Below are 25,306 nucleotides of genomic sequence, written 5' to 3' on the forward strand. Positions count from 1 at the left end.
AACGAAGTGTTTTACCGATACTCTGGCCTATGGAATCAATAACACAAGCTTCATGATGTCGTTTGCCGACATCGATACCAACAAAAAACATATCACATACCTCCAAGTGGTCGGTTCCCGCATACCTTTGCGATATACAACCTAGTTTGACATACGAAGATCGGGCGATGCCCTTCAACATCCAGCTCATTCGTAAACTCTCGCAAAGTCGGGGCTACACTCTTTATACCGAGAACAAAGTCTCAAGGAGGATTTCGTAGCACTCCGACTCACACGAGAATATTATCTCAAAACTTGGAGGATACGTGAACAGTTTATATTGGATTGTCTAATATCAATATACTAGGAGGATACTGATGAATCTGCCAGTCGTAAATAAACAACGTGTGTATTTTCTTGATAACCTAAAAGCTTTTATTATTCTTTTAATGGTTGTGTTTCATGTTGCTATGGGATATACCACGTGGGATCTTAAATGGTGGACTGTAAACGATGTCCAAAAGCACTCGTTCTTTGATTTATTTATATTAGAAACAGATGTATATATTATGCCTATCATGTTCCTGGTTGCGGGCTATTTCGCCCCTATGGTTTTGTTGAAAAGAGGAGTATCGGGATTTTGGCAGGGTAAACTTAAACGTATTGTTATTCCCTGGGTTGGCGGAGTGCTATTCATTGCTCCCTTTGTTGCCTATAGTACTTTTTACAGCCGAATGGATACACCGCCCAACTATTTTTCCTTCTGGGCAACCGGCTTCTGGGGACCCTATTACCAACAGGCACAATACTGGTTTCTCGGCGTGTTAGCCCTGTTCTTTTTATTACTAACAATTGCCTATCAAATCAATCCTGCCTATTTTAAAAAGTCGAATCAACTAGCTACTCCTTCGTTCTGGTTTTTCCCGGCTTTTGCTTTGTTTACTGCGGCATCCTTTTTTATTGCTAATCTGTTCTTTTGGAATGATGCCTGGGTGAATGTCCAATTTTTATTCATGCTTCAGCCAGTACGCTTTATATTGCATTTATGTTATTTTGGGTTAGGCGTATATGCGTGGAAGCATTCCTGGTTTACCCCCGGTGGTTATAACCCCCGTTTACTCCCCTGGTGCATGTCCGCACTTATTATGTTGTTTGTTTTTCTGGCATACCGCGTTACCTTTACACTTATGCCTGATGTCCCGGTAGTCGCTAAAGTTGGTCATGCCCTTACCCATGCTACCTTTTCTCTAACAGCCACATTTGCTTTAATTGCCTTATTCCAACGTTTTTTTGATAGTAATGCCTACTTATGGCGCAGGCTTGCCGCTAATTCTTATATTATCTTTTTTATTCACCAATGTGTAATTATCCCCATCGGCTGCGCCGTGCAAAAAATGCAAATCAATGTCTGGGTAAAATACCTCGGTGTATCGCTTGTCACAGTGCTCCTATGTTTCTTAATTGCCGAATATGTAATTACCTATCTGCTATCTTTCGGAAAACAAAACCCAAACACCAACACACAACTTCCCAAGTAAAGATGCGGAGGCCGTTAAATCACCGCAACATTGCCGCCTATCTATATTAAATGATGCCAACAGCCCGGGCAATCCCGTAGGACAACAGTGCGCCGATGAACGGACCTACTACGGGAATCCAGGCATAGCTCCAATCTGAATCACCTTTGCCCGGAATAGGCAAAATAGCATGGGCCAGCCGCGGCCCCAAATCGCGGGCTGGATTAATAGCATAACCAGTCGTACCACCTAAACTTAGCCCAATAGACCATACTAAAATTCCGGCTAAATAAGCGCCTATTCCCGGCGGAAAGCTCCCCACATTTCTTGAGAACATGGCAAACACCGGTACAATCAACATAATCGTGCCCATAATTTCCGAAAATAGGTTGGCTGCCGTTTGGCGAATGGCCGGCCCCGTTGAAAATACCACCAAAATCAAACTATCTTCTGTTTCTGCCCAATGAGGCCAGAAATGAAGCCAAATCAAGCAGGCTCCGACAAACCCTCCGGCAATTTGGCAAAGCATAATTACCATAGCCTGAGCAGGCTGATAAATACCCATCAGCAGTTTCGCCAGCGTTACGGCCGGATTGATATCCGCCTGGGAAGAACCGGTGGCAATTGCGCAAAATATACCGATCATTACGGCAAAAGCCCAGCCGGCAGTAATCACCATCCAACCGCTGCCTTCCGCTTTCGTCCGGCGCAAAACGACATTAGCTATAACACCATTTCCTAATATAATCATGATCATCGTACCAAAAAACTCACCAAAATATTCCGTCATATTTTAAAATTCCCCTTTCAAGTAGCCCTCTTAGCAGCTATTGTCATTTATCAACTCCATATTTTTGGACCTTAGCCGCCACTGTTTTACGGGTAATTCCCAAGGCTTTTCCGACCGCGGTATAGCTTCCATATCGTTCCAAAGCAGCTTTAATGATATGTTTTTCGTAGTCGGCCAAGGAAAATAATTCTCCCTGCATGATTGCCCCATAGAGATCGTCGGCCTCAACATTCATGCTGGACATTTCCTTGCAATAACAGCACTCTGGTATGTCATCCAGCTCAATATAGAGACTGTCGGTCAACGCTACCATTCTTTCCATAATATTTTGCAGTTCCCGAACATTTCCCGGCCAATCATAACAGATAAGAGCATCCATGGCAGCTTTCTTAATGCCAATAACCTGCTTGCCAAATTCCCGATTAAATTTTTTCAGAAAATGATCCACTAAAAGGGGGATATCCTCTTTTCTTTCGTTAAGCGACGGTAAGTGTATGGGAATGACATTCAACCGGTAATACAAATCCTCCCTAAACAATCCCTCTTTGACGATTTGTCCCAGATCTCGATTGGTAGCGGCAATAATCCTTGCATCAACGCGAATTGTTTCCTCGCCGCCTACCCTTTCAAAGCAGCCGTTTTGCAGTACCCTTAACAGCTTTGTTTGCATACTTAATTCCATCTCACCGATTTCATCCAAAAATATCGTTCCGTTGTGTGCCTGCTCAAACTTGCCAAGCTTCCGTTTTACGGCACCGGTAAAGGCTCCCTTTTCATGTCCAAACATTTCACTTTCTATTAAGGTTTCCGGAATAGCGGCACAGTTTATCCGCACAAAGGCTCCCTGCGCCCGGGAACTGGCCTGATGAATACCTTCGGCGACCAGTTCCTTGCCGGTACCGCTTTTGCCACAGATAAGTACTGTCGATTGAACATTAGCCGCCTTGGCAGCTACTTCCAGTGAGTCCAGCACTTTGGGACTCATCCCAATAAACCTTTCAAAAGCTTTGCCATGCTTTATGGATCGAATCTTCTTCTGTTCAATTGATTCACTCCGCATCCGCTCCGAGTACCAGCCAGACTCTTTTTTCTCGCTTAACCGTTGTTCCAAATACTTGACCTTATCCATGGCCCACTGCAACTGTTCTTTTACCGTGCTTATATCCTGCTCATCTCTCACCAGCAGAACAGCGCCGCCCACTCCCTTTTCCGGGTGCAAAGGTATAATGTCAATTACCGTACAGCCGCCATTCGTTCTGGGATTGTTGCTATAACTAAATGACAGCCTGGTAGAAAGGATTGCCGTGAAATTGACACCCCGTGGTAAAAACTTGTCAATATTTTGTCCGATCATATGGCTGAGGTTCATCGTCTCCAACTGACACGAATTTACATACACAATATAGCCGTTTTCATCTATAATACCAATTCCGTAAGGTAAAGCCTCCAAAATTAAACTCTCTTTTTCAGATAAAACATTTCTTGCAACGAAATCCCCCGTCATGATTTCAATCCCTCCGGTACTGCAATAAAGCGAACAACCTTCGCCGCAGTTTATCCTGCTCCCGTAACTTAGCTACATACACCGTAGTACATCTTTTAATCTAATTTCAAAGCCAAATTGCCGTAATCCTTCCTTACCATGTATTTTTATGTAATTTTCTGCTTTCCTTGCTCCTTTTAAAGGAGTCGAAATATCAGGCTGATATTGCCGGTTATAGCAAATAATCCGTCTCATTAAACCAATTATAACAATTGATCCTACCCATGAGTAAGACTAGGGTAGGATCAATTTTATAGTGGTATGTGAACAAACAACATATTAGTATCCAATCTATTGCACCTTTTAAACTAAAAATACCTCCACGCCCATCCGGCGTATTTTTTCAATCATATGTAAATCAGCCTGCTTATCCGTAACCAGCATGTCTACATCACTAATATCACAGGCCTTGACAAAATATTCCTTGCCAATCTTCGTGTGATCTACAGCGATTACTTTCTTTTTGGCCTTTTTTATCAATACTTTTTTAATTTGGGCATCATCGATATCAGGTCCGGTTAATCCACTTTCCAAATTTAATCCGCCTACCCCCAAAAAGGCGATATCCAATTGGAAATTACTGATAAATTCTAAGGCCAGTTGGCCATAAAATCCTTTTTTAGCGGCGATATATACGCCGGGTACAGAAATCAATTGAATGTCTTTCGCATTGGCCAGCACATTCATGACTGCCAGTGAATGGGACAATACCACAATATTCTTCTTATCCATCACCGCTTCAGCGATGCTCTTGGGAGTTGAGCCGCAATCGATATAAACCGAATTGCCTTCTTTGATAAGTTCGGCACAAAAAGCCGCAATGTGGCTTTTCTCCGTTAGCAATCTTTTTTCCCGCACCATGACAGAAGTTATGGCGGCTGTTCCTTCGTTGAGAACCGCACCGCCGTGCAGCAAGGTTACGATGCCTTGCTCTGCCAGCCGATTCAAATCCCGTCTTATCGTGACCGAAGAAACATCCAATTGCGCGGCTAATTTAGAAATACTTACGGATTTATTCTTTTGAAGCTCTTCTAACACACTTTTCCGCCTGTTTTTCGTTTGCATGACGGGCACCATCCAGTTTGAATATTCTGATAAATGTTGTTTCACCTGATAACTTGACTACTTTATTATATACAAATATCAAAAAGCAGGAAATACCTATCTTTTGCCTACTGAATTTACGCTTATGGAATTGATCTCGATTTTTCTCTTTTATAAAATGAAAGTGTAAAAGAAATTTCTTTTAACATCATTATGAATGGTGCGCATCATTCATCTGGGGAGTAAGGAAAATGAATATGCTGTTAGTTTCTAATGGGACATTAGCTGAATCACTCATAGAATCTATGCATAACTTCTTTTCGAAACCGGACATCCGCTCGATATGTTTCCAATATGGCAATACCGGTGCTGCCAGGACTGAGCTGAAGCAGTATTTTTCAGAACGCTTGACCACCAAAGACAAGTCGTTCATTATTCTCTGTGACATGTTTGGCAATACGGCTTTCAACGAAACGATTCTACTATTGCACGAACTGGGCATACAGAAACAGGCCTTAATTATTTGCGGTATGAATCTGCCTATGGTTTTTAAATTGTACGGCTTAAAAGACTATTCCAATATCGAGCTATGCCGTTCCATTTATGAACAATCGGAGGATCGGGGAATCATCCTTTGCAATCCTGCCGAATTTTTAGAACAGGTACATGGAGAAATGGATTGTGGTTAGTCATTCAGGAATAAGAATTGACTTACACAGAAAATAAAAAACCGGAGCGTCTTCTGCTCCGATTTTTTTATGCAATTTTATTCTTAAACGCTAGTCTTTTAGGTACTTTTGCCTAAAAAGCATGATGGATTCTCCACCAATGCCCCAATTATCCACATCCACTTCGTCAATGACAACAACTGTAGTCATTGGATGCTTGCCCAATACATCCTGTAAAAGCTGCGTTGTTCCTTTTATCAGCTGTTCCTTTTGTTCTTTCGTCGCCCCTTCCCGGGTTATCCTGATATTTACATAAGGCATTTATATCCCCTCTTTCTGTTAGAGTACACTTACTACGAATCTTCCTATAAATGCCAAATTAATTCGGAGTTGATCTTATCCAGCTTAGCACAATTCGTCAGACTCATCACCCGGCGCAATTCCTCGTTAGTACCGGCGATAAGCTTTCGGACCCCCTCGGAACCATTTGCCGCTAATCCGGCCATCACCGATCTCCCGATCAGAACGCCATTCGCCCCTAAAGCAAGGGCCTTAAAGACGTCTACGCCCCTTTCAATGCCGCCGTCTACGAAAATTGGAATCTTTCCGTCAACTACTTTGGCAATGAGCGGAAGTATCTTAAGTGGCGGAACAGCGTAATCAATGATATTTCCTCCGTGGTGGGAAACTACAATGGCTGACGCTCCAGCCTCCAGTGCTTTATAGGCATCTTGCTCACTCAGTATTCCCTTGAGTATAAACGGAAGCTTGGTCGCTTTCACAAAACTTTGAATGTCCGCCAATGTTTTGGGACTCATAAGATCGGGACGAATCAGGCTGTCTTTTGATTTACCGCCAAACCCAAAGATCGTATCCATTCCGACGGCAAAGGCTCCGTATTTTTCAGCCTCGGCAAGTTTGGCAAAGATTAAGTCTTTATCCCGATACGGTTTGACTATCTTGACTGTCCTGGCACCTGTCTCAATGATCGCCTTAAGTTCTTCCCCTTCCCCGATACCGACCCACATCACCGCGCCGGCCGCTTTCGCTCCTTTTGCTACTTCCACCATGGGATTGGGACAGATCGCCCCCAGTCCTGAAAGAGCCGCCGTCATGACAGGGGTATCAAAGACATCACCAAACAAGCTCATTTGAGTAGCAGCTTCCACTGAGTCAATCGCCCGTATCTCTATTGTCAGTGAATCTATGTATTGATGGGTTATCCGGGAAGAACTGCCGGTTTCGGCCCCATTTTCTTTTAAATTGCCAAGGCCCAATTCCTTCAATTTACCTGCACCTTCAGCCAGTAATTTGCCAATCACAGAAATTCTCCTCACAGTACATATTGAATATCTTACTTGATCCTGCGTCCTTCTATAATTTGAGAATCAACTTACCTATCTTCAGGTTGTTTTTTTGAATGTTAGTAAAAACAAAGGATACAGAAGCATATGGATACGTCCTATTGCCTAAACTGTCAATATTTTCTTTTCCCCTGACATGGTTTGACATACTGCCTGAACCTCGTTCAAGCAAAATAGTTCAAACTTACCATCGCCTACAGCGTACATCTTACCAAGAGCAGGCATTACCTCAAGAGCCTTCCGCTGTGTTCCTTCCGTAGTGCATAGCACCGCTTTGCCACAGATGCGCAGAGTGTCGTAGTTGGCACCAACGCAACAGATTTCCACTTTAGAGTTATCAACAAGCTGCTTGTACATGTCTTTTTGATTGGAAGTACAAAAAGTCAGTTTCCCGTCATATTCCATGACAAAACCCATGGGCCGGACATGAGGCTGGTCTTTACTTGTTGTTGACAAATAAAACACCTTGTTTTCCTTTAAGAATTCCAGAACCTCTTTCATTGTGAATCACTCCTTTATATTTTCTTTTGTTTCTTGCTTGGTCCTATGGTATTATTTTATTATGAAATCAGTTTAATACAAGTACGCAGATTATAATGACTAAGTATGAAAATCATACCAAAAAAAGGAGACCAGGCATGAGCAAGAAAGTCATCGATGAAACCCATAACGAAGAGAATCTACTTTGCCCGATTCGCTATACTATAGATATTGTAGGCGGTAAGTGGAAGCTGCCGATCATCTGTATGCTCGCGAGCGGACTGCCGATAAGATACAGTACTATCAAACGTAAACTGACGGGGGTTACAAATATGATGCTGGCTCAATCACTAAAAGAATTAGAAGCCTCCGGTATTGTTCACCGTGAACAGTATAATGAAGTTCCCCCCAGAGTCGAGTACACCTTGACCGAGAAGGGAAAAAGCATTCTTCCCCCCTTGGTAAAGCTGGCCGAATGGGGTACAGACCATATGCAAGAGGATAAGACCGGTGCAACCTTCTGTGCCACATGCAAATCGATGAAATAGTTTTTATAGGTAATGTGAAATCCAATTGTAACAAATGATTGGCAGCCCCATTTTCTTAATCAAAATAAAAAAAACGGAGCACTCATGCTGCTCCGTTTTTTTTTTACGTCTTAGGTCTGCAATTCAGATAAAACCACCGTTGACCCGCAATGTTTGACCAGTTACCCATTGCGCTTCATCACTTACTAAAAACTCAATAACATTGGCAATATCCTCCGGCTCACCCAATCGGCCAAAAGCATTCATTTGTTTCAGGGTTTCAATTTGCTGCGTGGTTTTTCCCACAGTAAAGAGTTCTGTATTAACCGGACCGGGCGCAACTGCGTTAATGGTAATTTTTTTAGGCCCAAATTCCTTGGCCAACTGCCGTGTGATTTGTTCAACGGCTCCTTTCGTCGCCGCATAAACACTATAGGTAGGGAACATGACTCCAGCCACCGAAGTTGAGAAATTTACGATTCTCCCCTTGTCTTCCATGAATTTCATGGCTTGCTGGCATGCAAAATAGGTACCTTTTACATTGATTGCAAAAAGCCTGTCAAACTCTTCTTCTGTCACCTCTGACAGTAATTTATATAAAATGACTCCTGCATTATTAATCAGTATATCCACTTTGCCAAATTGAGTAATGGTTTCGGAAAACAACCGTTCAACATCTTTGACATGACTCACATCCGCTTGTATAGCAACAGCAGTCCCGCCTGCTTGGTTAATTTCTTCAACCACCTTGGCCGCTTTTTCGGGACTGTTAGCATAATTCACGGTCACCTTGGCTCCCAGACCGGCTAATTGCTTAGCAATTTCACTGCCTATTCCTCTGGACGCACCTGTTACGATGGCTACTTTGCCGGCTAAACTTTTCATTTCGATCATCCCTTTCCAAATGTATACTATAGGGCATTAATTAACTTTTTGATGATTTGATTATATGATAAACATCATTCAAACAGGTAGCCTAGTCATAGCAAATCATTGCCTAATCCTGCAATGCAACTTATAATTTATTTATCAACCCAAGGAGATGGTTACCATTTGCAATTTTAAAAATGATATCTTAGCCAGTCAACAAAAACAATTAGCCGCATTGGTTGAGCGCTTTACCGATCGGGATGGATTTCAGACAACAGCCATCCCCTCATTGGATTTTATACGGGCTTCCAATCCATCAGAGCCTTTGCACACGCTGTATACGCCCTCTTTATGTGTCATAGTGCAAGGGGCAAAAATGGTGATCCTCGGGAAAGAAAGTTATAAATATGACGCGAACTCCTATTTAGTGGCTTCGGTCCATTTGCCTATTATCGGTCACATCATGGAAGCCACGCCTGAATCTCCCTATTTGGGCATAAGACTTGGCTTTGGTTCCGACCAAATTCTTGATATTATCAAAGCTTCCCAGCAAGAGCTCCGCTCAAAGCCCGGATTGGGCAGAGGCTTGACCGTTACCAGGGCCAATACGACATTACTTGATGCGTTGTTAAGACTTGCCCGGCTTTTAGAAACCCCCAATGAGATTCCCATCCTTGCCCCTTTAATTATTAAAGAAATTCTCTACCGGGTTTTGCAGGACGAGCCTGGCTATATCATCAAGCCCTTCGCCGTAATCGGCAGCCATGCACAATCCATCGCCAAAGTCATTACTCTCATTAACAACGATTTTGCAAAGCCGCTGCGAATTGACGTCTTAGCAAAGGAAATCAATCTGAGTCCGTCCTCCTTGCACCATCACTTCAAAAAAGTAACTGCCATGAGCCCCCTGCAATATCAAAAGCAAATCCGCTTGCAGGAAGCAAGGCGGCTTTTACTTGCCGAAACCTTGTCTGCCGCAGATGCAGGCTATAGAGTAGGATATGAAAGTCCGTCTCAATTTAGTCGTGAATATGCCCGCATGTTCGGCTTACCTCCTCTGCTCGATATAAAACGTCTTAAGGATTCCATATATATTCACTTTTAAATTGCCAGCGTCACGGCAAATGTACCGGACTCCGCCAGTTACAGAATAATCTTTTGCACCGGCATGCGCAGGCTTACCGGACGGGGATATTGATCAACATACCCGACACGCAGCAATACTTGTACCGCGCCGTTAATGCCTAATGTCGTCGGCAGTTCTTTCGCGGTAGCTGCCTCCTCTAACGCCTGGGTCATGGGATGAAGTGCCACGTTCCTTTCCCTCGTGGTAAGCCAGATTCGTTGCAGCTCCCGTCCGGTCTGAATCAACTCAGGAATGGTGGTATCTTTACTTGTAAGGACCAACCATCCACTGCCGGTTGCCACTTGTTCTTTTATTTTTCTGACGGTTGCTTCGCGGAACTCCTTTTCCAGTACCGATTGGCGCGTATAAAAATTTTTCACATACCAGCGTGACACCCCTTCAATTTCCATCGTCTCCGGAGTCAGCCCATTTCTATAGCGCCGGCTGTCTTGGCTGGACCAGCGAATCCATTCTGCCAATTCCTGTTGAGCGGGATCACGGTAGGCCTGCAGTTCATTCGCCAGGGCAGTCCCCTCCGCCAGCGCCTTACCTTCCTTTGTGTTTCTTGGATAATAAATTGCCTTACCTTGATACGCTCCGGTCATTAACTTAATATCCTCACTACTTAGCTCTTTTGTTAAAAAATGACTTCGCATCGTCCTGCGTGATTCAATCTGTGAAAGACGAGACTCACCAAAATAGCCGGCCTTATGCAAGGTTACAGCAGCAATCTCCGGGTCCTTTGTGGTTTTGGCGATCATTTCAATTTCTGTTTCATAGCCTTTGCAGCTTGCCGCCGTTACCAGGTTTTCCAGAAAGGCCCCGATGGAGATCATCATTTCCCGGTTTTCCGGATCAACAACAGGCAGCCAGCAGGAAGCAGCGGTACCGATTATCCAGTGATAGCTGCTAATTACCCTTACTGTCCAGGGTTGTGTATTATGCCCGCTGGGCGCCAATGCAGCGTAATATAACAAATCAGCCAGCTCCGGTTCCAGTCCCTCTGGATAATTAACAGGTTTCTCCCGTTCAATTGGCTGCAACTGTTCCAGTGAATTATATAGGGAAAGCCCTCCTGCTATGGCAAGGGCACTCCCGCTGTAGGCAATAAACTGCCTTCTGTTCATAAGTCTGCCTCCTAACCGGGGAATGCCTATGCAGTGTCCTCGTCCCCGCTTTGATTGCTTTTTTACTGCTTTGTTCATCCTGATCGTTAGCCGGACCGCAGCATAAGTTTTATACACTTTTATATAATTAGTTTCAATAAACTAACTATTTATTTTATATAAACCCGCTTAGCCGCGGGTCATCTGATTTATCACTTTATTTAAAAGAAAAGTAAAGGTGCTTTGTTCTCTCTCATCCAGCATGGCTAAAATAGAAGCGGCAAACTGACGATAGCCCTTGTCTTCCAGTTCAATCACTGCCTTACCCTTTTCCGTCAGACTGACATACACAACACGTAAATCGTCCTTGGATATGACTTTTTCAATATAGCCACACTGTAAAAGCTTATTAACCGTTACGGTAACTGTAGATTTTTGTACACCAAACAGCTCGGCCAGCTCCGTAATTGTGACATTAGCCCGTTCGCTGATTACATGCAGATAATGCAATTGGGTTATTGACAAATTGAACAGCTCTTTCGAGTCCGGCGTATCTTCCTTATAGCGGCGCATGCTCTCCCGCATTGATTCCGATATGATGTTGATTGCTTTAACAATGACTTCCTCTTGCTGCATAGGGATACCTCTTGATTAGTTAGTTTTATACAACTAATATAATTCTGTCCTTACTTATTGTCAAGCTTGCATTCTTCACACATAAAAAAATCAAAACAACTTTTTTACTACAATTTCGTACTACACCGGCGAACCGGCTTCTCATTCCCATTAGCTCGGCATATTTTCAAAAGTAACATATCCACCACCCAAAACAGCAATATTGTTGAACTAAATTTTCCATCGGCAGGAAGACTAAACGGTGTAGCGGGAATATATAAATGATACTCATCATGTGGAGTCATAAATTGTTCATAACAGAAAGAGCTGATTATTGTGGACCTAGCCATCGTATTTATCCTCTTCTTTACTTCCCTGCTCTTTAGCGTTTACCAGGGAATCGCTATACTTTATCCGCTTCTCCTGGGACTCATCTGCTTCCTGCTACTCTCCCGCCGCCGGGGATATCCCATTTCCCATTTGCTGGCCATGATGCTGGACGGCTCGAAGAAGTCCTTACTTGTAATCAAAATCTTTGTACTGATTGGTGCCCTGACTGCTGTCTGGAGAGCTTGCGGAACCATTTCATTCATCGTCTATTATGGAATAGCTTTTATCAGCGCAAAGTACTTTCTATTATCTGCTTTTCTGTTGTGCTGCCTGGTTTCATTCCTGTTGGGAACCTCCTTCGGTACAGTGGGAACGATCGGTATTGTGCTTATGGTTTTAGCTAAAAGCGGCCAGGTGGATGTCAACATGACGGCAGGAGCTATCATTGCCGGCGCTTATTTTGGTGATCGTTGTTCTCCCATGTCCTCAAGCGCCAATCTGATAGCCCTATTAACCAATACCGACCTGTACATAAACGTAAAAAACATGCTAAAAACCTCGTGGCTGCCCTTTGCGCTATCCGTCATTGGCTATCTGTATTTAGCTAGTTTTAACCCCCTCACTGTTTACGATAATACAATGGCCCAGGAGATATTCACATCTTTTAATTTGAACATGATTGTACTGTTTCCCGCCATCATTATCCTTCTCCTGGCCCTTTGGCGGGTTGATGTGAAACGGTCCATGGCCATCAGCATTATAGCCGGTATCTTAATTGGCTACTTTGTTCAGGGTATTTCTTTTTTCCCTATGCTGAAATATATAATCTGGGGTTACAGTATGGAGAAAAACGGCTTCTTTGCTGATATCATACAAGGCGGCGGCCTAGTTTCCATGCTGAAAGTTTCTCTCATTGTGCTGATTTCTTCCGCTTACTCAGGCATTTTTAAGGGGACTGGCCTCTTGAATGACCTGGAAGAGCTTTTTGAGAAACTTAGCAAAAAATTACAGGTATACCCGTCGCTTATTCTGTCCAGCCTGGCAGCGGCCGCTTTCAGTTGCAATCAAACCTTGGCAGTTATGCTTACCCATCAGTTTTCCAGTAAAAGCTATGAAGTCAGGCGCTTGAGCAGATATCGACTGGCGGTTGACCTGGAGAATACAGTTATTTTAATCTCTGTTTTAATTCCGTGGAATATTGCCGGAGCCTTTCCTGCGGCAGCATTATCGGCGGATGCCGGCTTCATACTCTATGCGTTCTACCTGTATCTCGTTCCCCTGACTAATTTATTTGTATCCAAGCCTTCGGCCGCTAAAGCAACTGACAGTCTCACCCGAAATGCCGGAAATAGCGAAGAGACCTAAACCATACTGCAATTGGTTCAGGTCTCCCTTTGCGTTAACCCGGATTAGCGATGATCGGACGAGTGAGGCTGTCCGTTCTCAACCGTTTCAACCTTGTCTGAAGAATTGCCAACAGAGTCCGCAAATTTCTTGATCGTTCGCCGCATCTGTTCCTGGTAATACCCTGTCAAGGCCAGCATCTCGGTATTCATAAGGAAATCCACTTGTTTCTCCTTTTGTCCGTTTGTCGCCTTTCCCACACCACCGGTAGAACCATCACTTGCCGTTGTTCCAACCTGGCCGGTCTCCTGATTGGATTCCTTGGTGCCATCCGCTGCTTGCTTGTCTTTCTTATCTGTTTTTTCTTCCGAACTCTCACCAATTAAAATTTTCATATTTTTCCCGATTACTAAATAAGTGTATACCCGGCCGCCCTCTTTAACGGTAAGATACTTCCAGCCGCCGGAAGAACTGCTGTCTGTCGCCGACGACTGGCTTTGGTTCCCATAATTAGCCTGATTTTGGGTTAATGCCGAAATACCCTGTATGTCCATATCGCTCTCACACTTCTCCCTGATTTTTACATTCTAATTTATTTATCGTAGTTTCTAAAGAATTCTTAAATATTCTTTCATCTGTACCAATTTTCAGGTAACCCGGATTAGATTAAAATTAATTTTTATCTCTTTTATATTTTTAGAATAATATTCTTTATTTATAGTAATATAAAGAATATTATTCTCATTTTATATCAATACATAGAATTTCATTCTTTACTTTCTTTTAACATCAGAATTATAATTAATCCAAGGCGGTGATATTCTTGGATACGATAGACAAAAAAATTCTTTCCTTACTACAGTCCAATGCCAGAATGTCGAATGCGGACATTGCCCGAGAAATTAAACTGGCGCCTTCGGCAACGCTGTCCCGCATACGCAAGCTGGAAGAAGAAGGTGTCATCCTCGGCTATGAGGCGCGGCTCAATCCTCATGTACTGGGAGCCGACATGCTTGCTTTTGTTTTGGTCAAAGTAACCGGCGACAAAGATATCGAAGCTGACCTGGCAGCTATCCCCGGCGCGCAGGAAATACATAATATTGCCGGCGACGATTGCTATTTGCTTAAAATCCGGACGAAAAATACCGAGGCCCTGAGTAAATTATTAAAAGAAAAGGTACGGGGCGAGTCCATATCCACCAAGACAATTATTGTACTTGCTACCTTAAAGGAAACCGGTCAGCTTGTCTTATAAATGATAGTTAGGAGATTACAACCATGAATGTTTTTAGATCACTTTCCTATCCCATTCTATTGGCTTTACTGGCAGTTTACTTTGCCTGGGGCGGAACCTATCTGGCCATGCGTATTGCGGTGGAAACCATGCCTCCCTTTCTGTTGGCAGGCATCCGCTTCATCACAGCCGGGCTGTTGCTATATCTATGGGAAATGCTCAAAGGCACCAAAACGCCAACAAAATACCACTGGCGCAACGCTGCGATCAGTGGCGGCATGATGCTGCTAGGCGGCAATGCCTTGGTCGCCTGGGCTGAACAAACGGTTTCCTCCGGCATTGCCGCGCTCATCGTGGCCACCGTACCTTTATGGATGACCTTATTCGCCTGGTTGCGGTACGGAGAGTCCAAGCCGACTCTGCATATTCTTGCCGGCTTGGGACTGGGTTTTCTGGGACAAATCCTGCTGATAAGCAACTCGTGGAATAGTGCCGGCTATCACACTGCGCCGCTTACCGGCTATCTTGTTTTGACTTTGGCCGCACTGTTCTGGGCGGCAGGCTCCGTCTATTCCCGCAAGGCCCAGTTGCCGGCTTCTTCCTTTATGTCGATAGCACTTCAGAATATTGCCGGCGGCGGCTTATGCCTGCTGGTTGGCCTGTTGGCCGGTGAACCGGCAAAATTGCAGTTGGCCAGTCTTTCAGTTTCTTCTCTGCTGGCTTTAGCCTATTTAATTTTCATCGGTTCACTGATCGGCTTTAGCGCCTATATCTGGGTACTGAAAAAGGCCGAACCTTCCCTCGTTTCCACCTATGCCTACGTCAATCCCTTAGTGGCTGTATTTCTGGGCTATGTTTTTGCCGACGAGCCACTCACGGCACATATCGCCCTGGCCGCCGGCATAATCGTACTGGCCGTCATCTTAATTACCAAAACACCCAAACCCGCACACCGGCCCTCCCCCAGCACTGGCTGCCCGTTTTCCGGCCTGGACGGTGAGGGAATATAATCCACGCAGGAAAATATTCCTAATTGCCGAATATATGATAGATAATAAGTTCTTTAAGGTCTTGATACCAATAGCAAGGGAAGTTATGGGGAAAACCTATACTATCGAAAACTTTGACCGTGTTTTGATGGAGATGATATCGTGCTAACCTGGAATGAAAAAAGGCAATTGACTAAGCTTGCCGCCTGGTATTATATAGACGGATGGACCCATGAACAAATTGCCGCCAAACTGGGTGTTTCCCGTCCGGTTGTCTCGAAGCAGCTACAGAAAGCAAGAGACCTCGGAATTATTGACTTTTATATCGAAAGTGAAACGGAAACAACACTGAGTTTGGAAAATAAGCTAAAAAAGAAATTTGAGCTAACTTATATTAAGGTTATTCCCAATAATACAAACCTGAGTTCCTTAAAAGCCCATATTATGAAGGCCGCCGTACAATACCTTACTACACGGCTACCCCACATTGCCTCGCTGGGAATCGGCTGGGGAAATACTATGTTTGATTTGGTTGCTGAGTTTCCCTACCGTCCTTTTGCCAGCTTACATATCGTCCCCTTGATTGGCGGAATTAGTGCCTCAACTAAAAAAATTCACTCGAATGACCTGGTAACACAACTAGCCAAAAAGCTAATGTGCAGTTATTCCTATCTCTATTCCCCTTTCCTGGCCACGACTTTGGAAATGAAAGAACAACTCCTGCAGATTCCCGAGATTGCGCAAACCTTGTCGGAAGCCAGACAGGTCGATCTTGCTGTAGTCGGAATCGGCGTTGCCAGTAAGTCGGCAACCCTTAGCAAGGTAGGCTACTTGTCAGAAGAGGACGTGCTTGCCTTAGAAAAATCAAATGTTGCCGGTGATATTACTTCCTGTTTTTTTGACAAAACGGGAAATGAAATCTCCTGTTCCTTTAATTTGCGAACCATTGGAATTGGCCTGAAAGAATTGCGGGCCATTCCGGAAGTGGTTGGCATTGCTTATGAAAAAGAAAAGGTGGCAAGTGCCTATATTTCATTAAAACATAAGTACCTGAATAGCTTTATCACCAACGAGGACACTGCGCTTTCCCTGTTAAATATGCCTTAAGTAAGTTCATAAATAAAACGGGCTGTCAAACTTCACCGGGAAGTTCGGCAGCCCGTTTTGGCTTTCTTACGCAGCATTACTTATTATACATAGCATCTTGTTCCTTACGCAGTTTGTAAATCAGAGTATCCTGGTCCAGTTCCACCATATCCCTGGTCAGAAGCTGGCCTTTTTTAGCAGGTTTCAACATACGGGTTTTCTTGGTCACCAGGCCATAAGGTACATAGCCTTTTGCCTTCGCTTCCACCGCCGTCGCGATGGAACCATAGGTTGTGAAACCGCCAATGCCATCAATCGTTTGTCCTGCCTGCAAGTCGGTTTTGGCCACCGTGATGCATTCGCTGACAAGACCGTCAATCGGCACAATGGTGGATTCTCCGTCAATCACGGTCTTGGCAACAGTCAGCGGTGTTTCCAGATTGCACAGATGGTAAGGACGGTATAAAATCCATAAAGGACCATTGCCCATGCTATGATAACGCATCTGGTAAGCAATTTCTTCATTCTCGGTGGAAACAGCCACAAATACGCCGGGGGCAATGCCATTTACATATTCGACGACCCCATATTGATGTAAAATGCCGCCATCTTTTTTCAGTCTGTATAAATCCGGCAGTTCTTTAAGTCCCGCCGCAATACCATGCCCGCCGATTATATCGGGAATCAGGCCGGTTGCGTTAGACATAGCCGTCATTTCCACCATGGTCTTCGTACCGTCTTTAAATGCGCAAAGCATTTTGGGGCTCATTTTCCGGCGGGTAGCCTCTTCGAGGACGGTATCGGGGTTGCAATCATAGTCCAATTTATTGTTTTTGCCTTTCCCCATCACTTTTACATCCATACCCATGGCTTTGGCAAAACAATACAGCTCCATGACGGCCCCCGGTTCGTCACCGGCAGATCCGGTGTAGATAACCCCGTGTTGATCAGCCAGTTTTTTCAGGTATGGTCCAATCACTACGTCTGTTTCCACATTCAGCATGACCACATGTTTGCCGTTTCTGATGGCATCTGTTGCAATTTTAGCCCCTACATCCGGTACCCCGGTCGCATCAATGGCACACTCTACCAAATTAGCCTGCGAAATAAAGTCCGCCTGCGTGGTAGCCACATATTTCCCTGCCTCCATTTGTTTATTGGCCTCGGCAAGGTTATCCACCACAGCAATTTGGTCGTCGGTAATTCCGGCGTAATGAAAGGCGTTAACCACATTTTCCACATTGATATCGGATACAATGGCCGGCATGATTCCCTGCATCAGGACCATTTGGGTTACCATACCGCGTCCCATTTGACCTGCTCCAACAATGCCTGTCCGAATGATCTTACCATCCTGCTGGCGTTTCATTAGTTTTTGATTCATATTTAACATATTCTGATCCCCTTCGTTTTTTTTACACACCTATTGTTGTCTGCCTTGCACGCAAACAGCCTTGATTAGAATGTAATCGTTAGCAGCACCGTAAAGGGCCGCTAACGATTACAAGCTTTTTATCTATTTTGAAAGATATTCGTTAATTATACGTTTCCCCAGGATACTGGGGGAATTTCCGAAATTGCCAACGGTTGACCCCGCAATATGGGGGGTTATCGTAACGTTTTCCAGTGTCAGGTATGGATGATCCTCAGGCAGCGGTTCTTTCTCAAAGACATCGACTGCCGCCCCGGCAATGAGTTTTTGCTGCAGGGCTTCAATTAAATCCTGCTCATTGATTAAGCCGGACCGGGCGCTATTAATAACCACGGCGTTCTTTTTCATTTTGCTAAAATGTTCTTTATTGAGCATATTCTTAGTCTCCGGCGTTAAACGGTAATGCATGGAAATAATATCGGCCTGTCTTACCAATTCATCCAGTGATACCTTGGTATCCGGTGACGCACCTGTATAATAGTCGTCGAAAAAAATGATGGTTCCGCCAAATGGCCGGATTAAGCTGGCTACCCGCTGGCCAATAGCCCCATAGCCGATTAAGCCTACGATGGATTCCTTAAGCTCCGGAGCAAGCACTCCATTGGGATACTGTTTTTCCCATTTTCCTTCTTTCAGCTTTTGGTTGGCACGGGCAATATTTCTGATCTCGCTGAGGATGAGTCCTACGGTAAACTCGGAAACACTGGTATTGCTTCTTCCCGGTGTATTGAGTACGGTTATTCCTTTTTCCCGGGCATAAGCACTATTCACATTCTCAATACCCGCCCTCAGCACACCAATACATTTCAATTTTTTTGCTTTATCGATAACTTGTTTTCCAACCGGAGCAAATTGAGTAATAATCAAATCGTATTCTTCAAGGCCGGCCAACAATTCTTCCGGCAACAAAACGGCTTCGCTGCCCTGCTTCTCCAGCCGGATATTATCCTGTTGCAAAGCTTCTAAATCCTTATGCTTCCACTGTCTAACCGTAATATCAATATTTTTTTGTGTTAGCTCTTGAAGGCCTTTTTCCATCATGGTTTCGTCAATAAATAAATCAGCAATTGCCAAGCATTTCAGCATCGGGTTTTCTCCTCTCTATTTAACAGTCAGTCCGCGTTCAGTATAACCGAAACCCTGTAATTACCGGGATTGGCCTTTTCAAATGCTTCCTGTATTCTAGCCAGAGGAATTTTCTCTTCCACAAGTTTAGAAACATCGACCCGCTTTTCATTTAACATGCGGGCCGCATTGTTGTAGTCGTCAAGATCCGAACCGAAGGTTCCAATCAACTCAATTTTTTTATAATGAATCATATTCGGATCAATTGTCATTTGCGGCGCAGGATAGCCTGCAGCAAACAGGGAAATTTTTGCATCCCGCTTTTTAATCATTTCCAGTGCCTGGTTATTAGCGGCGGTCGCGCCTACCGCCAAAATGACAATGTCGGCTCCCTGCCCGTTGGTAAACTCCATAACTCTTTGCACGGGATTTTCCGTTTTCGCATCGATGACTTCAAAGCCCATACTCTTTGAAATGTCTATTTTTTTATCCATCATCTCGGAAACAATGACCCGCCCTCCCATGGCTCTGGCGACCTCGGCATTTAGCAGGCCCATGGTCCCGGCACCGATAACCACCACAGTATCTTTTCCCGGACGAATACGAAGTTTTTTCATATTGTGCAAAACAGACCCCAAAGGTTCAACGAAAGCCGCTTCTTCCGGTGGCAGATCAGGACTCATTTTTACAAAGCTTTTGGCTTTACGGATAAAATAGTTAGCAAAACCAAACAAGCCGTAATACTCATCTGAATAATTCTTGCCGAACATTTCGATGTTTTGGCAATTGGTTATTTCTCCGGCTTTGCAGTTATCACATATACCGCAGTAATCGTACAGAATACTGACGCGATCGCCGGTCTCAAAAGCGTTTCCTACCTCCTGTCCTTTGGCAATGACAACTCCGGAGCATTCATGACCGCCGGCCATCGGATAACCCTGATGCTCTCTAAGGCCCTGCCATTGCTGGTAATCAGTCGTACAAATATTACATGCCTCTTGTTTTACCAATAACTCGTCGGCTTTCAGTTCCGGCAGTTCTCTTTCCCGGACTTCGGCGGCTCCTTTCTTCGTTAAACATCCAAATGTAATTTTGTTTGGTATCATCGAATTCTCCCCCTCATATAAATTTGGCTACGGCGGCACATCCCGGCACAGAAACCACACGTCAGTCCGGTTCGTCTTAGGGATAGGCTTTAAAATTATCGCTGCCCCATGCAACCGGTGCCATTATAACTGCAGAATCAAACTAGTTCTCCAACCGGCAAGCAGCCTGCTTAATCTTATGGAAACAGTAAAATATCGTACTGTCGCTGGAAAGAAAAGAAGAAGAAAATTCTTTTAAGTGTCTCATATGGTCACAGAAAAAGCGCTCTATAACCATATGAGACTGTTTGCCCTACTCTTTTTCCAGTTTTGTCAGCTTACTTATCCGTATCAATCCATATGGTGATCAGATAGCAAGAATATTTCTATAGTCCGAAGGAACACAGATAGGCAACGATTACGGCAATCGGACCGGTTATAACCCGGGAAAACAAGATCGCCGGGACACCGTTAGAGATTGTTTTGGGTTTAGCCTCGCCCAAAGTCATTCCCACCGGTGCAAAATCGCATCCAACCTGAGAGTTGATGGCGAATAGCGCAGGCAGGGCATAATGGGCCGGAATGGTCCCTTTTGCTATTTCAGAACCAATCAGGATGCCGATAACCGCCGCAATGACTGCCCCAGGCGCAAGCAATGGCGATAAAAAAGGCAGGCTGGTAATCACACCGAGAATAACCAGGCCGATCAAACTACCGGCCAGGGGCGATAACCCTGTGGCAATGATATTGCCTAAACCCGTGTAGTTGATGATACCAATTAAAGTAGCCACGAAAGCCATAAAGGGCAGGATATTGGTCATAACGGTATCAATCGTCTCCCGGCCGGCTTGATACATAATGTTAATAAACGAACCGGCTGCTCTTCCGATCTTATCGATAAAACCGATAATCCCTGATTTTTTTTCCTCGGCGGAATAAGCTTGACTGGCTATTGCCGAAGCAGCAGCTTCTTTTCTATTGTCCGCTTCGTGGGACACTGTTTTTCTTTCGGCCAATTCGACGCTTGTAGCGGCATCTAATAATTCAATATCATCCACCGTTGTGCCGGAAATAAAAATATCTTCTGTCATGAATTTAGCCAAAGGGCCTGACGGTGCCTGAAGTTTTACATTGATTGTCGGAATCCGCAGCCGGGGATAAGTCCCGCATCTTGCCGTTCCACCGCAATCAATAACAGCACATAAGGTTTCTTCCTTTTCAACAGGATTCTTAAAAGCGTCTACGGCTGTCGTTCCGGTTAATTCTGCAATTTTTTGAGCAACCGGATGAATCCCGCCGCCGGTAACGCAAATAACATATTTCTTCTGATCGTCGGGAGTAAGGATAAAAGGCCCTCCCCAGCCACCTTTTCCCTGGTATACTTTAACGCTTTGATATTTACTCATGATCATTGCCCCCCTTTATCAGTTTAGGTGTTACGCAGCTACCGTTTGTTTGGCCTCATTTCTTTTGGAGAGGAAATAGTTTATTTTTTCCGTAACAACGCCACGAATCAAAATGATGATAAATCCGGCCAAAAGATACCGTACAGCCAGTTCACTTTGATTTCCCACCTGGGCAAAGCCTTGGGCAACCCCCAGATAAACAAATAATTCAGCCGAGTTTGCATGAGGGAATAGCCCTAAAATTGGATGGACCATGGAAACTGTTGAATCATAATACGATGCTTTATGTTCTTCCTTTAAAAATCTCCCGAAGGTATAACACATAGGGTTTGTGAGAAAAAATACGGCAAGAAAAGGGATCAAGGTGTAGCGCAAAACAAAAAATCTTGTGCACTTTTGCATAAACCGGAAGACCCGTTCCTCATTGATTAGTTTGATGAGAGCATTTACCGTTAAAATCAATGAAATCAACAAGGGAACAATACCTGTTGCCAACCCGACGAAGGTATTGGCACCTGCCTGAAACATTCCAATAAACCCGGCAGACAACATGACCAGAAAATCCATTCTTTTTCCCCCTCACAATAGTTTTTTAGCATCCCGTTCGGTACAAATTAACCAAGTAAGAATTCAATCCGGCCGGATTGTTTAAATTGTTCTTATATCGAACAATTTAAACCAAAAGAATAGCATGTTATAATTTCAATGTCAATAACTTGAAATGAAAAAATTTTTAGAAAAATCAAATCTATGTTATGATAGCTTTAATAGCTAAATTTGGAATAAAGGAGTAAGAACATTGCTAGAGGCTGAAGAAAAGGCAGAGCTTATTAAAATATTAAATATGCATTTTATCGAGGGGTTGACTCAATCTCAGATTGCCAAAGCTTTTCAGGTCTCAAACACCATCATTTCCCGTAAAATAAATAAAGCCCGGGATAATAACTTAATTGATTATTTTTTCAAGGATGAAACTTCATTCACCGTAAATTTGGAACGCTTACTGGAAAAACAATATAAACTAAACGAAGTGATCATTGTTCCAACGGTAGGCAAAGATTTCGATATGATTGAATATGAAATTTCCAAAGCCGCCGTTTATTATCTCTTGAACAATATAAAAGCGATTCATTCAATCGGTTTAACCTGGGGAAAAGCGTTATGGCGCTTCACGAAAGAACTGCCTTTCCAAATGCACAGCCATTTGTCGATTGTGCCGCTTTGTGGCGGAATCGGCTCCTCCAGTCTCGAAATCCACTCCAATGCAGTGGTTTTTGAAATGGCCCAACACTTTTCCTGCGAATATTTGCAATTGTACGCTCCGGCAATCACCCGTAGTTTTGAGCTAAAACAACAATTGTCAAAGATGAGTGTTATTTCCACAATTTTGGACAAAGGTTCAAAAGTCGATTTAGCGGTTGTCGGCGTAGGTGACATGACTCCTTCCGGCACCTTACGCAAGTTAGGGTACCTAAAAGAAACGGAACTATTATATTTAAAAAAAGTGGGAGCCGTAGGTGATATAGGCTGCATGTATTATGATAAAGACGGAAATGAAATTGATTCCGATTTTAATAAAAAAGTGGTAGGCATCAGCCTGAATAAATTAAGGCAAATTCCCAATGTAGTGGGTATTGCTTATGGTATTCAAAAAAAGGAAGCCCTTTTAGGCGCACTACGGGGAAATTACATCAATACCTTGGTCATTGATAGCGATCTGGCCTTATTATTAAAAGAGTAACTTGAGCGACACTTCGGACAAAAAAGCTGCATTTGCTTGAAAGTTTGGTCCCATCCAAGAAATTTAGACAAAAAGCGATTGCAATACTTACTCTTGAAATTGCGACTTGAAAGTTTCTTTTTTATCTTTTTCTATCTATATTTTTGCCTACCGCTACAAAAGAAGAGGGATCGCAGACACTTTTTTCAAAAAGTCTCTTGCGATCCCTCTTCTTTTCTTTTTATCGCTAATCCAATTTTCTATTTCACTCTGTGTGCATCCCCGCCGGTCAGGTGCGTTTCGGTATATTTAGCAGGGAGTTCAACTTGTCCGGAACGCTTCAATTCTTGGTACAGAGTTTCCCGTTGCTCCTCCGTTAACTTCAAGACATCGGGATTAACCTCTGTCCATTCTTCCATATGGCTCTTAGGCATATCGCACCTCCTCTTTAAATACTACATTTATTATGCCCAAAAGGCATATGAAAAATCTTCACAAAAATCAAATGTTTTATTACAAAAAAACGCCCTGTCAGTCTAAGCCAACAGGGCAACTAAACGATTCTCTTATTATCATAGCCATCGCTTCCACCGTCAGGAAAGCACGGGGAATTGACCTTTCCCTTAAAAAACGCACTTACTGGCACGTTCAAGCATCACGAAAATTCTACAAAAACTGACACAATACCCCTTCAAGGACTGTATAGCGGCCGTGGGACTATCTATTGCTCCAAATAGCGGCATTTGCATATTTGCTGAAATAATGCAATTCCTGTATTATATGTTATTGTGATTATCAATCTCATTTGAAAAATGAAACTGAAATAGCTACCGATATTAACCAATTACAACATAGAACATCACTGTAATTATTTCAATTCCCAGGCGAGCAGCAATTTCTCGCCAGTTTTTGTTATCCTTGGGGCGGCTACGCATTAATTTTTTTTTCATCATACGCGGCGCAATGCTGCTTAAAAGCTTCTTTAAATTGGATTTTAGTCCAGCCACGCAAGTCCGGATCATTACTTTCCAGCAAATTCTTTAATACATCAATCATCATTTTTAAGTCGGGGTCGAAAATAGCCTCGACTTTTTGTGTTGTCAGATCCTGTTCATTCCCAGCTAGTATCCAGTCAACCGAATAATCAAATTTTTGATTGATAGCTTTTAAAGCAAGTGCCCCAGGCAATGATTTTCCTGTTTCCCAAGTACCAACATTTCCCTGAGAAACACCAAGTTCTTTAGCAAAATCAGCCTGTGAAAGGCCCGCCTCTTTTCTTATGGCTTTTAGTCTTTCTACAATTGCTTGTATCTCGCGGGATTCTTGCGACGCTTGCACCGTATCATCACCTTAAAATTAATCTAAAATTAGATCAATACCCTTGAGAATAATCTAATTTTAGATTATAATAGTCTATAAAGAAAAACTTGTTAATTTACTGTATTCAAAAAATACCACGTTTAATGAACGCAGCAAAAAGGTAAGACGAAAGTCAATTTAGCTCCGACAGATGATCGCTACCATTGTAGCAACTGGCATTAAAAAGATTCTCTCCAAGAAGGATTCCCCAAGAAAACCAGCTCCATGCATAATAAGAAAATCGGTCTTTTAACTTAAATTTAAAGTAATGATTTAAGGAGGTATAACATTTATGCAACCTAATGAAATCCGGGCTGAACTACTCCTAAAAGGCATCCGCCCCGCTATGATTGCCAACCAACTGCAGGTTAGCCGCGCCGCAGTCAGCAATGTGATCAGCGGCAAATTCAAAAGCATACGGATACAAAAAGAAATTGCCCAGCGCATCGACCGCACAGTTAAAGAAATCTGGCCGCAATGGACGATATGAAAGGCAACTACCTTATTTTATTTTTATTCTCTACTTAACAAATTAATCCTTCAAAAGCAACTTTTTAAAAGGCTTTACAGTGTCGTACGAGTCCTGCCTGGAGATTATGCAATGGTAAAAGGAAGAGAAAGGCAAAC

Annotated in this window: 27 protein-coding genes; 10 read left to right on the top strand and 17 right to left on the bottom strand. The window is 43.5% G+C overall.

The genetic code is table 11. The annotated features are described in order from the left end of the window. The first annotated feature begins 356 nt into the window (after positions 1 to 356). Entirely contained in the window at positions 357 to 1,517 is a 1,161-nt protein-coding gene (locus BMW43_RS12340; protein WP_091747860.1) for an acyltransferase family protein, read from the top strand. A 46-nt stretch (positions 1,518 to 1,563) separates the two neighbouring features. Here the strand turns inward: BMW43_RS12340 and BMW43_RS12345 are convergent, their stop codons facing one another. The 3 genes from BMW43_RS12345 to BMW43_RS12355 form a co-directional block, all read right to left on the bottom strand. Further along, positions 1,564 to 2,286 carry an MIP/aquaporin family protein gene (locus BMW43_RS12345; protein ID WP_091747863.1) on the bottom strand — a complete coding sequence of 241 codons (723 nt, stop codon included), beginning with the start codon at positions 2,284 to 2,286 and terminating at the stop codon, positions 1,564 to 1,566. 43 nt (positions 2,287 to 2,329) lie between these two features. Then, positions 2,330 to 3,790: a sigma-54 interaction domain-containing protein gene (locus tag BMW43_RS12350; protein ID WP_091747866.1), complete on the bottom strand. Its 1,461-nt coding sequence runs from the start codon at positions 3,788 to 3,790 to the stop codon at positions 2,330 to 2,332. Positions 3,791 to 4,132: 342 nt separating this feature from the next. Next, positions 4,133 to 4,867 carry a DeoR/GlpR family DNA-binding transcription regulator gene (locus BMW43_RS12355; RefSeq protein WP_245732424.1) on the bottom strand — a complete coding sequence of 245 codons (735 nt, stop codon included), beginning with the start codon at positions 4,865 to 4,867 and terminating at the stop codon, positions 4,133 to 4,135. A gap of 257 nt (positions 4,868 to 5,124) precedes the next feature. Here BMW43_RS12355 and BMW43_RS12360 point away from each other — a divergent pair, with 257 nt between their 5' ends. After that, the gene (locus BMW43_RS12360) at positions 5,125 to 5,562 is read left to right on the top strand and encodes a PTS sugar transporter subunit IIA (protein ID WP_091747872.1); all 438 of its coding nucleotides are present in this window, start codon (positions 5,125 to 5,127) and stop codon (positions 5,560 to 5,562) included. 90 nt (positions 5,563 to 5,652) lie between these two features. Here BMW43_RS12360 and BMW43_RS12365 read toward each other — a convergent pair whose 3' ends face one another. The 3 genes from BMW43_RS12365 to BMW43_RS12375 form a co-directional block, all read right to left on the bottom strand. Then, positions 5,653 to 5,862 (bottom strand): 2-hydroxymuconate tautomerase family protein, encoded by a 210-nt coding sequence (locus tag BMW43_RS12365; protein ID WP_091747876.1) that lies wholly within the window; start codon positions 5,860 to 5,862, stop codon positions 5,653 to 5,655. A 44-nt stretch (positions 5,863 to 5,906) separates the two neighbouring features. Then, positions 5,907 to 6,863 (bottom strand): alpha-hydroxy acid oxidase, encoded by a 957-nt coding sequence (locus tag BMW43_RS12370; protein WP_218140673.1) that lies wholly within the window; start codon positions 6,861 to 6,863, stop codon positions 5,907 to 5,909. 147 nt (positions 6,864 to 7,010) lie between these two features. Beyond that, positions 7,011 to 7,406 carry a pyridoxamine 5'-phosphate oxidase family protein gene (locus BMW43_RS12375; RefSeq protein ID WP_091747879.1) on the bottom strand — a complete coding sequence of 132 codons (396 nt, stop codon included), beginning with the start codon at positions 7,404 to 7,406 and terminating at the stop codon, positions 7,011 to 7,013. Positions 7,407 to 7,543: 137 nt separating this feature from the next. Here BMW43_RS12375 and BMW43_RS12380 point away from each other — a divergent pair, with 137 nt between their 5' ends. After that, complete coding sequence (locus BMW43_RS12380) at positions 7,544 to 7,933, top strand: winged helix-turn-helix transcriptional regulator (protein WP_091747882.1); 390 nt, start codon at positions 7,544 to 7,546, stop codon at positions 7,931 to 7,933. Between the two features lie 123 nt (positions 7,934 to 8,056). Here the strand turns inward: BMW43_RS12380 and BMW43_RS12385 are convergent, their stop codons facing one another. Next, positions 8,057 to 8,797 carry an SDR family oxidoreductase gene (locus tag BMW43_RS12385; RefSeq protein ID WP_091747885.1) on the bottom strand — a complete coding sequence of 247 codons (741 nt, stop codon included), beginning with the start codon at positions 8,795 to 8,797 and terminating at the stop codon, positions 8,057 to 8,059. Positions 8,798 to 8,954: 157 nt separating this feature from the next. Here BMW43_RS12385 and BMW43_RS12390 point away from each other — a divergent pair, with 157 nt between their 5' ends. Next, positions 8,955 to 9,887, top strand: coding sequence for an AraC family transcriptional regulator (locus BMW43_RS12390; protein WP_091747888.1), 933 nt, complete (start codon positions 8,955 to 8,957; stop codon positions 9,885 to 9,887). Positions 9,888 to 9,925: 38 nt separating this feature from the next. On the opposite strand, the gene BMW43_RS12395 is transcribed toward BMW43_RS12390, so the two are convergent. Further along, positions 9,926 to 11,035, bottom strand: a complete 1,110-nt coding sequence (locus BMW43_RS12395; RefSeq protein WP_091747891.1) for an Acg family FMN-binding oxidoreductase — start codon at positions 11,033 to 11,035, stop codon at positions 9,926 to 9,928. Between the two features lie 168 nt (positions 11,036 to 11,203). Beyond that, on the bottom strand, positions 11,204 to 11,650 hold the full coding sequence (locus tag BMW43_RS12400; protein ID WP_091747893.1) for a MarR family winged helix-turn-helix transcriptional regulator: 447 nt from the start codon (positions 11,648 to 11,650) through the stop codon (positions 11,204 to 11,206). Positions 11,651 to 11,965: 315 nt separating this feature from the next. On the opposite strand from BMW43_RS12400, the gene BMW43_RS12405 reads away from it, so the two are divergent. Next, on the top strand, positions 11,966 to 13,324 hold the full coding sequence (locus tag BMW43_RS12405) for a Na+/H+ antiporter NhaC family protein (protein WP_091747896.1): 1,359 nt from the start codon (positions 11,966 to 11,968) through the stop codon (positions 13,322 to 13,324). Positions 13,325 to 13,368: 44 nt separating this feature from the next. On the opposite strand, the gene BMW43_RS12410 is transcribed toward BMW43_RS12405, so the two are convergent. Then, complete coding sequence (locus BMW43_RS12410) at positions 13,369 to 13,857, bottom strand: hypothetical protein (RefSeq protein WP_091747899.1); 489 nt, start codon at positions 13,855 to 13,857, stop codon at positions 13,369 to 13,371. A gap of 269 nt (positions 13,858 to 14,126) precedes the next feature. Here BMW43_RS12410 and BMW43_RS12415 point away from each other — a divergent pair, with 269 nt between their 5' ends. The 3 genes from BMW43_RS12415 (at position 14,127) to BMW43_RS12425 (ending at position 16,633) form a co-directional block, all read left to right on the top strand. Beyond that, the gene (locus tag BMW43_RS12415) at positions 14,127 to 14,558 is read left to right on the top strand and encodes an Lrp/AsnC family transcriptional regulator (RefSeq protein WP_218140674.1); all 432 of its coding nucleotides are present in this window, start codon (positions 14,127 to 14,129) and stop codon (positions 14,556 to 14,558) included. A gap of 23 nt (positions 14,559 to 14,581) precedes the next feature. Beyond that, on the top strand, positions 14,582 to 15,547 hold the full coding sequence (locus tag BMW43_RS12420) for an EamA family transporter (RefSeq protein ID WP_091747905.1): 966 nt from the start codon (positions 14,582 to 14,584) through the stop codon (positions 15,545 to 15,547). 141 nt (positions 15,548 to 15,688) lie between these two features. Continuing rightward, positions 15,689 to 16,633 (top strand): sugar-binding transcriptional regulator, encoded by a 945-nt coding sequence (locus BMW43_RS12425; RefSeq protein ID WP_177173586.1) that lies wholly within the window; start codon positions 15,689 to 15,691, stop codon positions 16,631 to 16,633. Between the two features lie 76 nt (positions 16,634 to 16,709). On the opposite strand, the gene BMW43_RS12430 is transcribed toward BMW43_RS12425, so the two are convergent. The 5 genes from BMW43_RS12430 to srlA form a co-directional block, all read right to left on the bottom strand. Then, entirely contained in the window at positions 16,710 to 18,005 is a 1,296-nt protein-coding gene (locus BMW43_RS12430; protein ID WP_091747911.1) for an NAD(P)H-dependent oxidoreductase, read from the bottom strand. Between the two features lie 123 nt (positions 18,006 to 18,128). Then, positions 18,129 to 19,130, bottom strand: coding sequence for a 2-hydroxyacid dehydrogenase (locus BMW43_RS12435; protein WP_091747914.1), 1,002 nt, complete (start codon positions 19,128 to 19,130; stop codon positions 18,129 to 18,131). Positions 19,131 to 19,156: 26 nt separating this feature from the next. After that, a complete protein-coding gene (locus tag BMW43_RS12440; RefSeq protein ID WP_091747916.1) occupies positions 19,157 to 20,215 on the bottom strand; it encodes a zinc-dependent alcohol dehydrogenase in 1,059 nt (352 codons plus the stop codon). A gap of 365 nt (positions 20,216 to 20,580) precedes the next feature. Then, positions 20,581 to 21,600: a PTS glucitol/sorbitol transporter subunit IIB gene (gene srlE / locus BMW43_RS12445; RefSeq protein ID WP_091747919.1), complete on the bottom strand. Its 1,020-nt coding sequence runs from the start codon at positions 21,598 to 21,600 to the stop codon at positions 20,581 to 20,583. A 30-nt stretch (positions 21,601 to 21,630) separates the two neighbouring features. Beyond that, positions 21,631 to 22,167 (bottom strand): PTS glucitol/sorbitol transporter subunit IIC, encoded by a 537-nt coding sequence (srlA, locus tag BMW43_RS12450; RefSeq protein ID WP_091747922.1) that lies wholly within the window; start codon positions 22,165 to 22,167, stop codon positions 21,631 to 21,633. Between the two features lie 232 nt (positions 22,168 to 22,399). On the opposite strand from srlA, the gene BMW43_RS12455 reads away from it, so the two are divergent. Then, on the top strand, positions 22,400 to 23,341 hold the full coding sequence (locus BMW43_RS12455) for a sugar-binding transcriptional regulator (protein ID WP_091747925.1): 942 nt from the start codon (positions 22,400 to 22,402) through the stop codon (positions 23,339 to 23,341). A gap of 239 nt (positions 23,342 to 23,580) precedes the next feature. On the opposite strand, the gene BMW43_RS21175 is transcribed toward BMW43_RS12455, so the two are convergent. Continuing rightward, positions 23,581 to 23,754: a hypothetical protein gene (locus BMW43_RS21175; protein WP_177173587.1), complete on the bottom strand. Its 174-nt coding sequence runs from the start codon at positions 23,752 to 23,754 to the stop codon at positions 23,581 to 23,583. Positions 23,755 to 24,247: 493 nt separating this feature from the next. Continuing rightward, positions 24,248 to 24,658: a helix-turn-helix domain-containing protein gene (locus BMW43_RS12460; RefSeq protein WP_143050618.1), complete on the bottom strand. Its 411-nt coding sequence runs from the start codon at positions 24,656 to 24,658 to the stop codon at positions 24,248 to 24,250. A 313-nt stretch (positions 24,659 to 24,971) separates the two neighbouring features. Here BMW43_RS12460 and BMW43_RS12465 point away from each other — a divergent pair, with 313 nt between their 5' ends. Next, positions 24,972 to 25,169: a hypothetical protein gene (locus tag BMW43_RS12465; protein ID WP_091747928.1), complete on the top strand. Its 198-nt coding sequence runs from the start codon at positions 24,972 to 24,974 to the stop codon at positions 25,167 to 25,169. Positions 25,170 to 25,306: the final 137 nt, after the last annotated feature.

The sequence above is a fragment of the Propionispora vibrioides genome (assembly GCF_900110485.1).
Classification (GTDB): domain Bacteria; phylum Bacillota; class Negativicutes; order Propionisporales; family Propionisporaceae; genus Propionispora; species Propionispora vibrioides.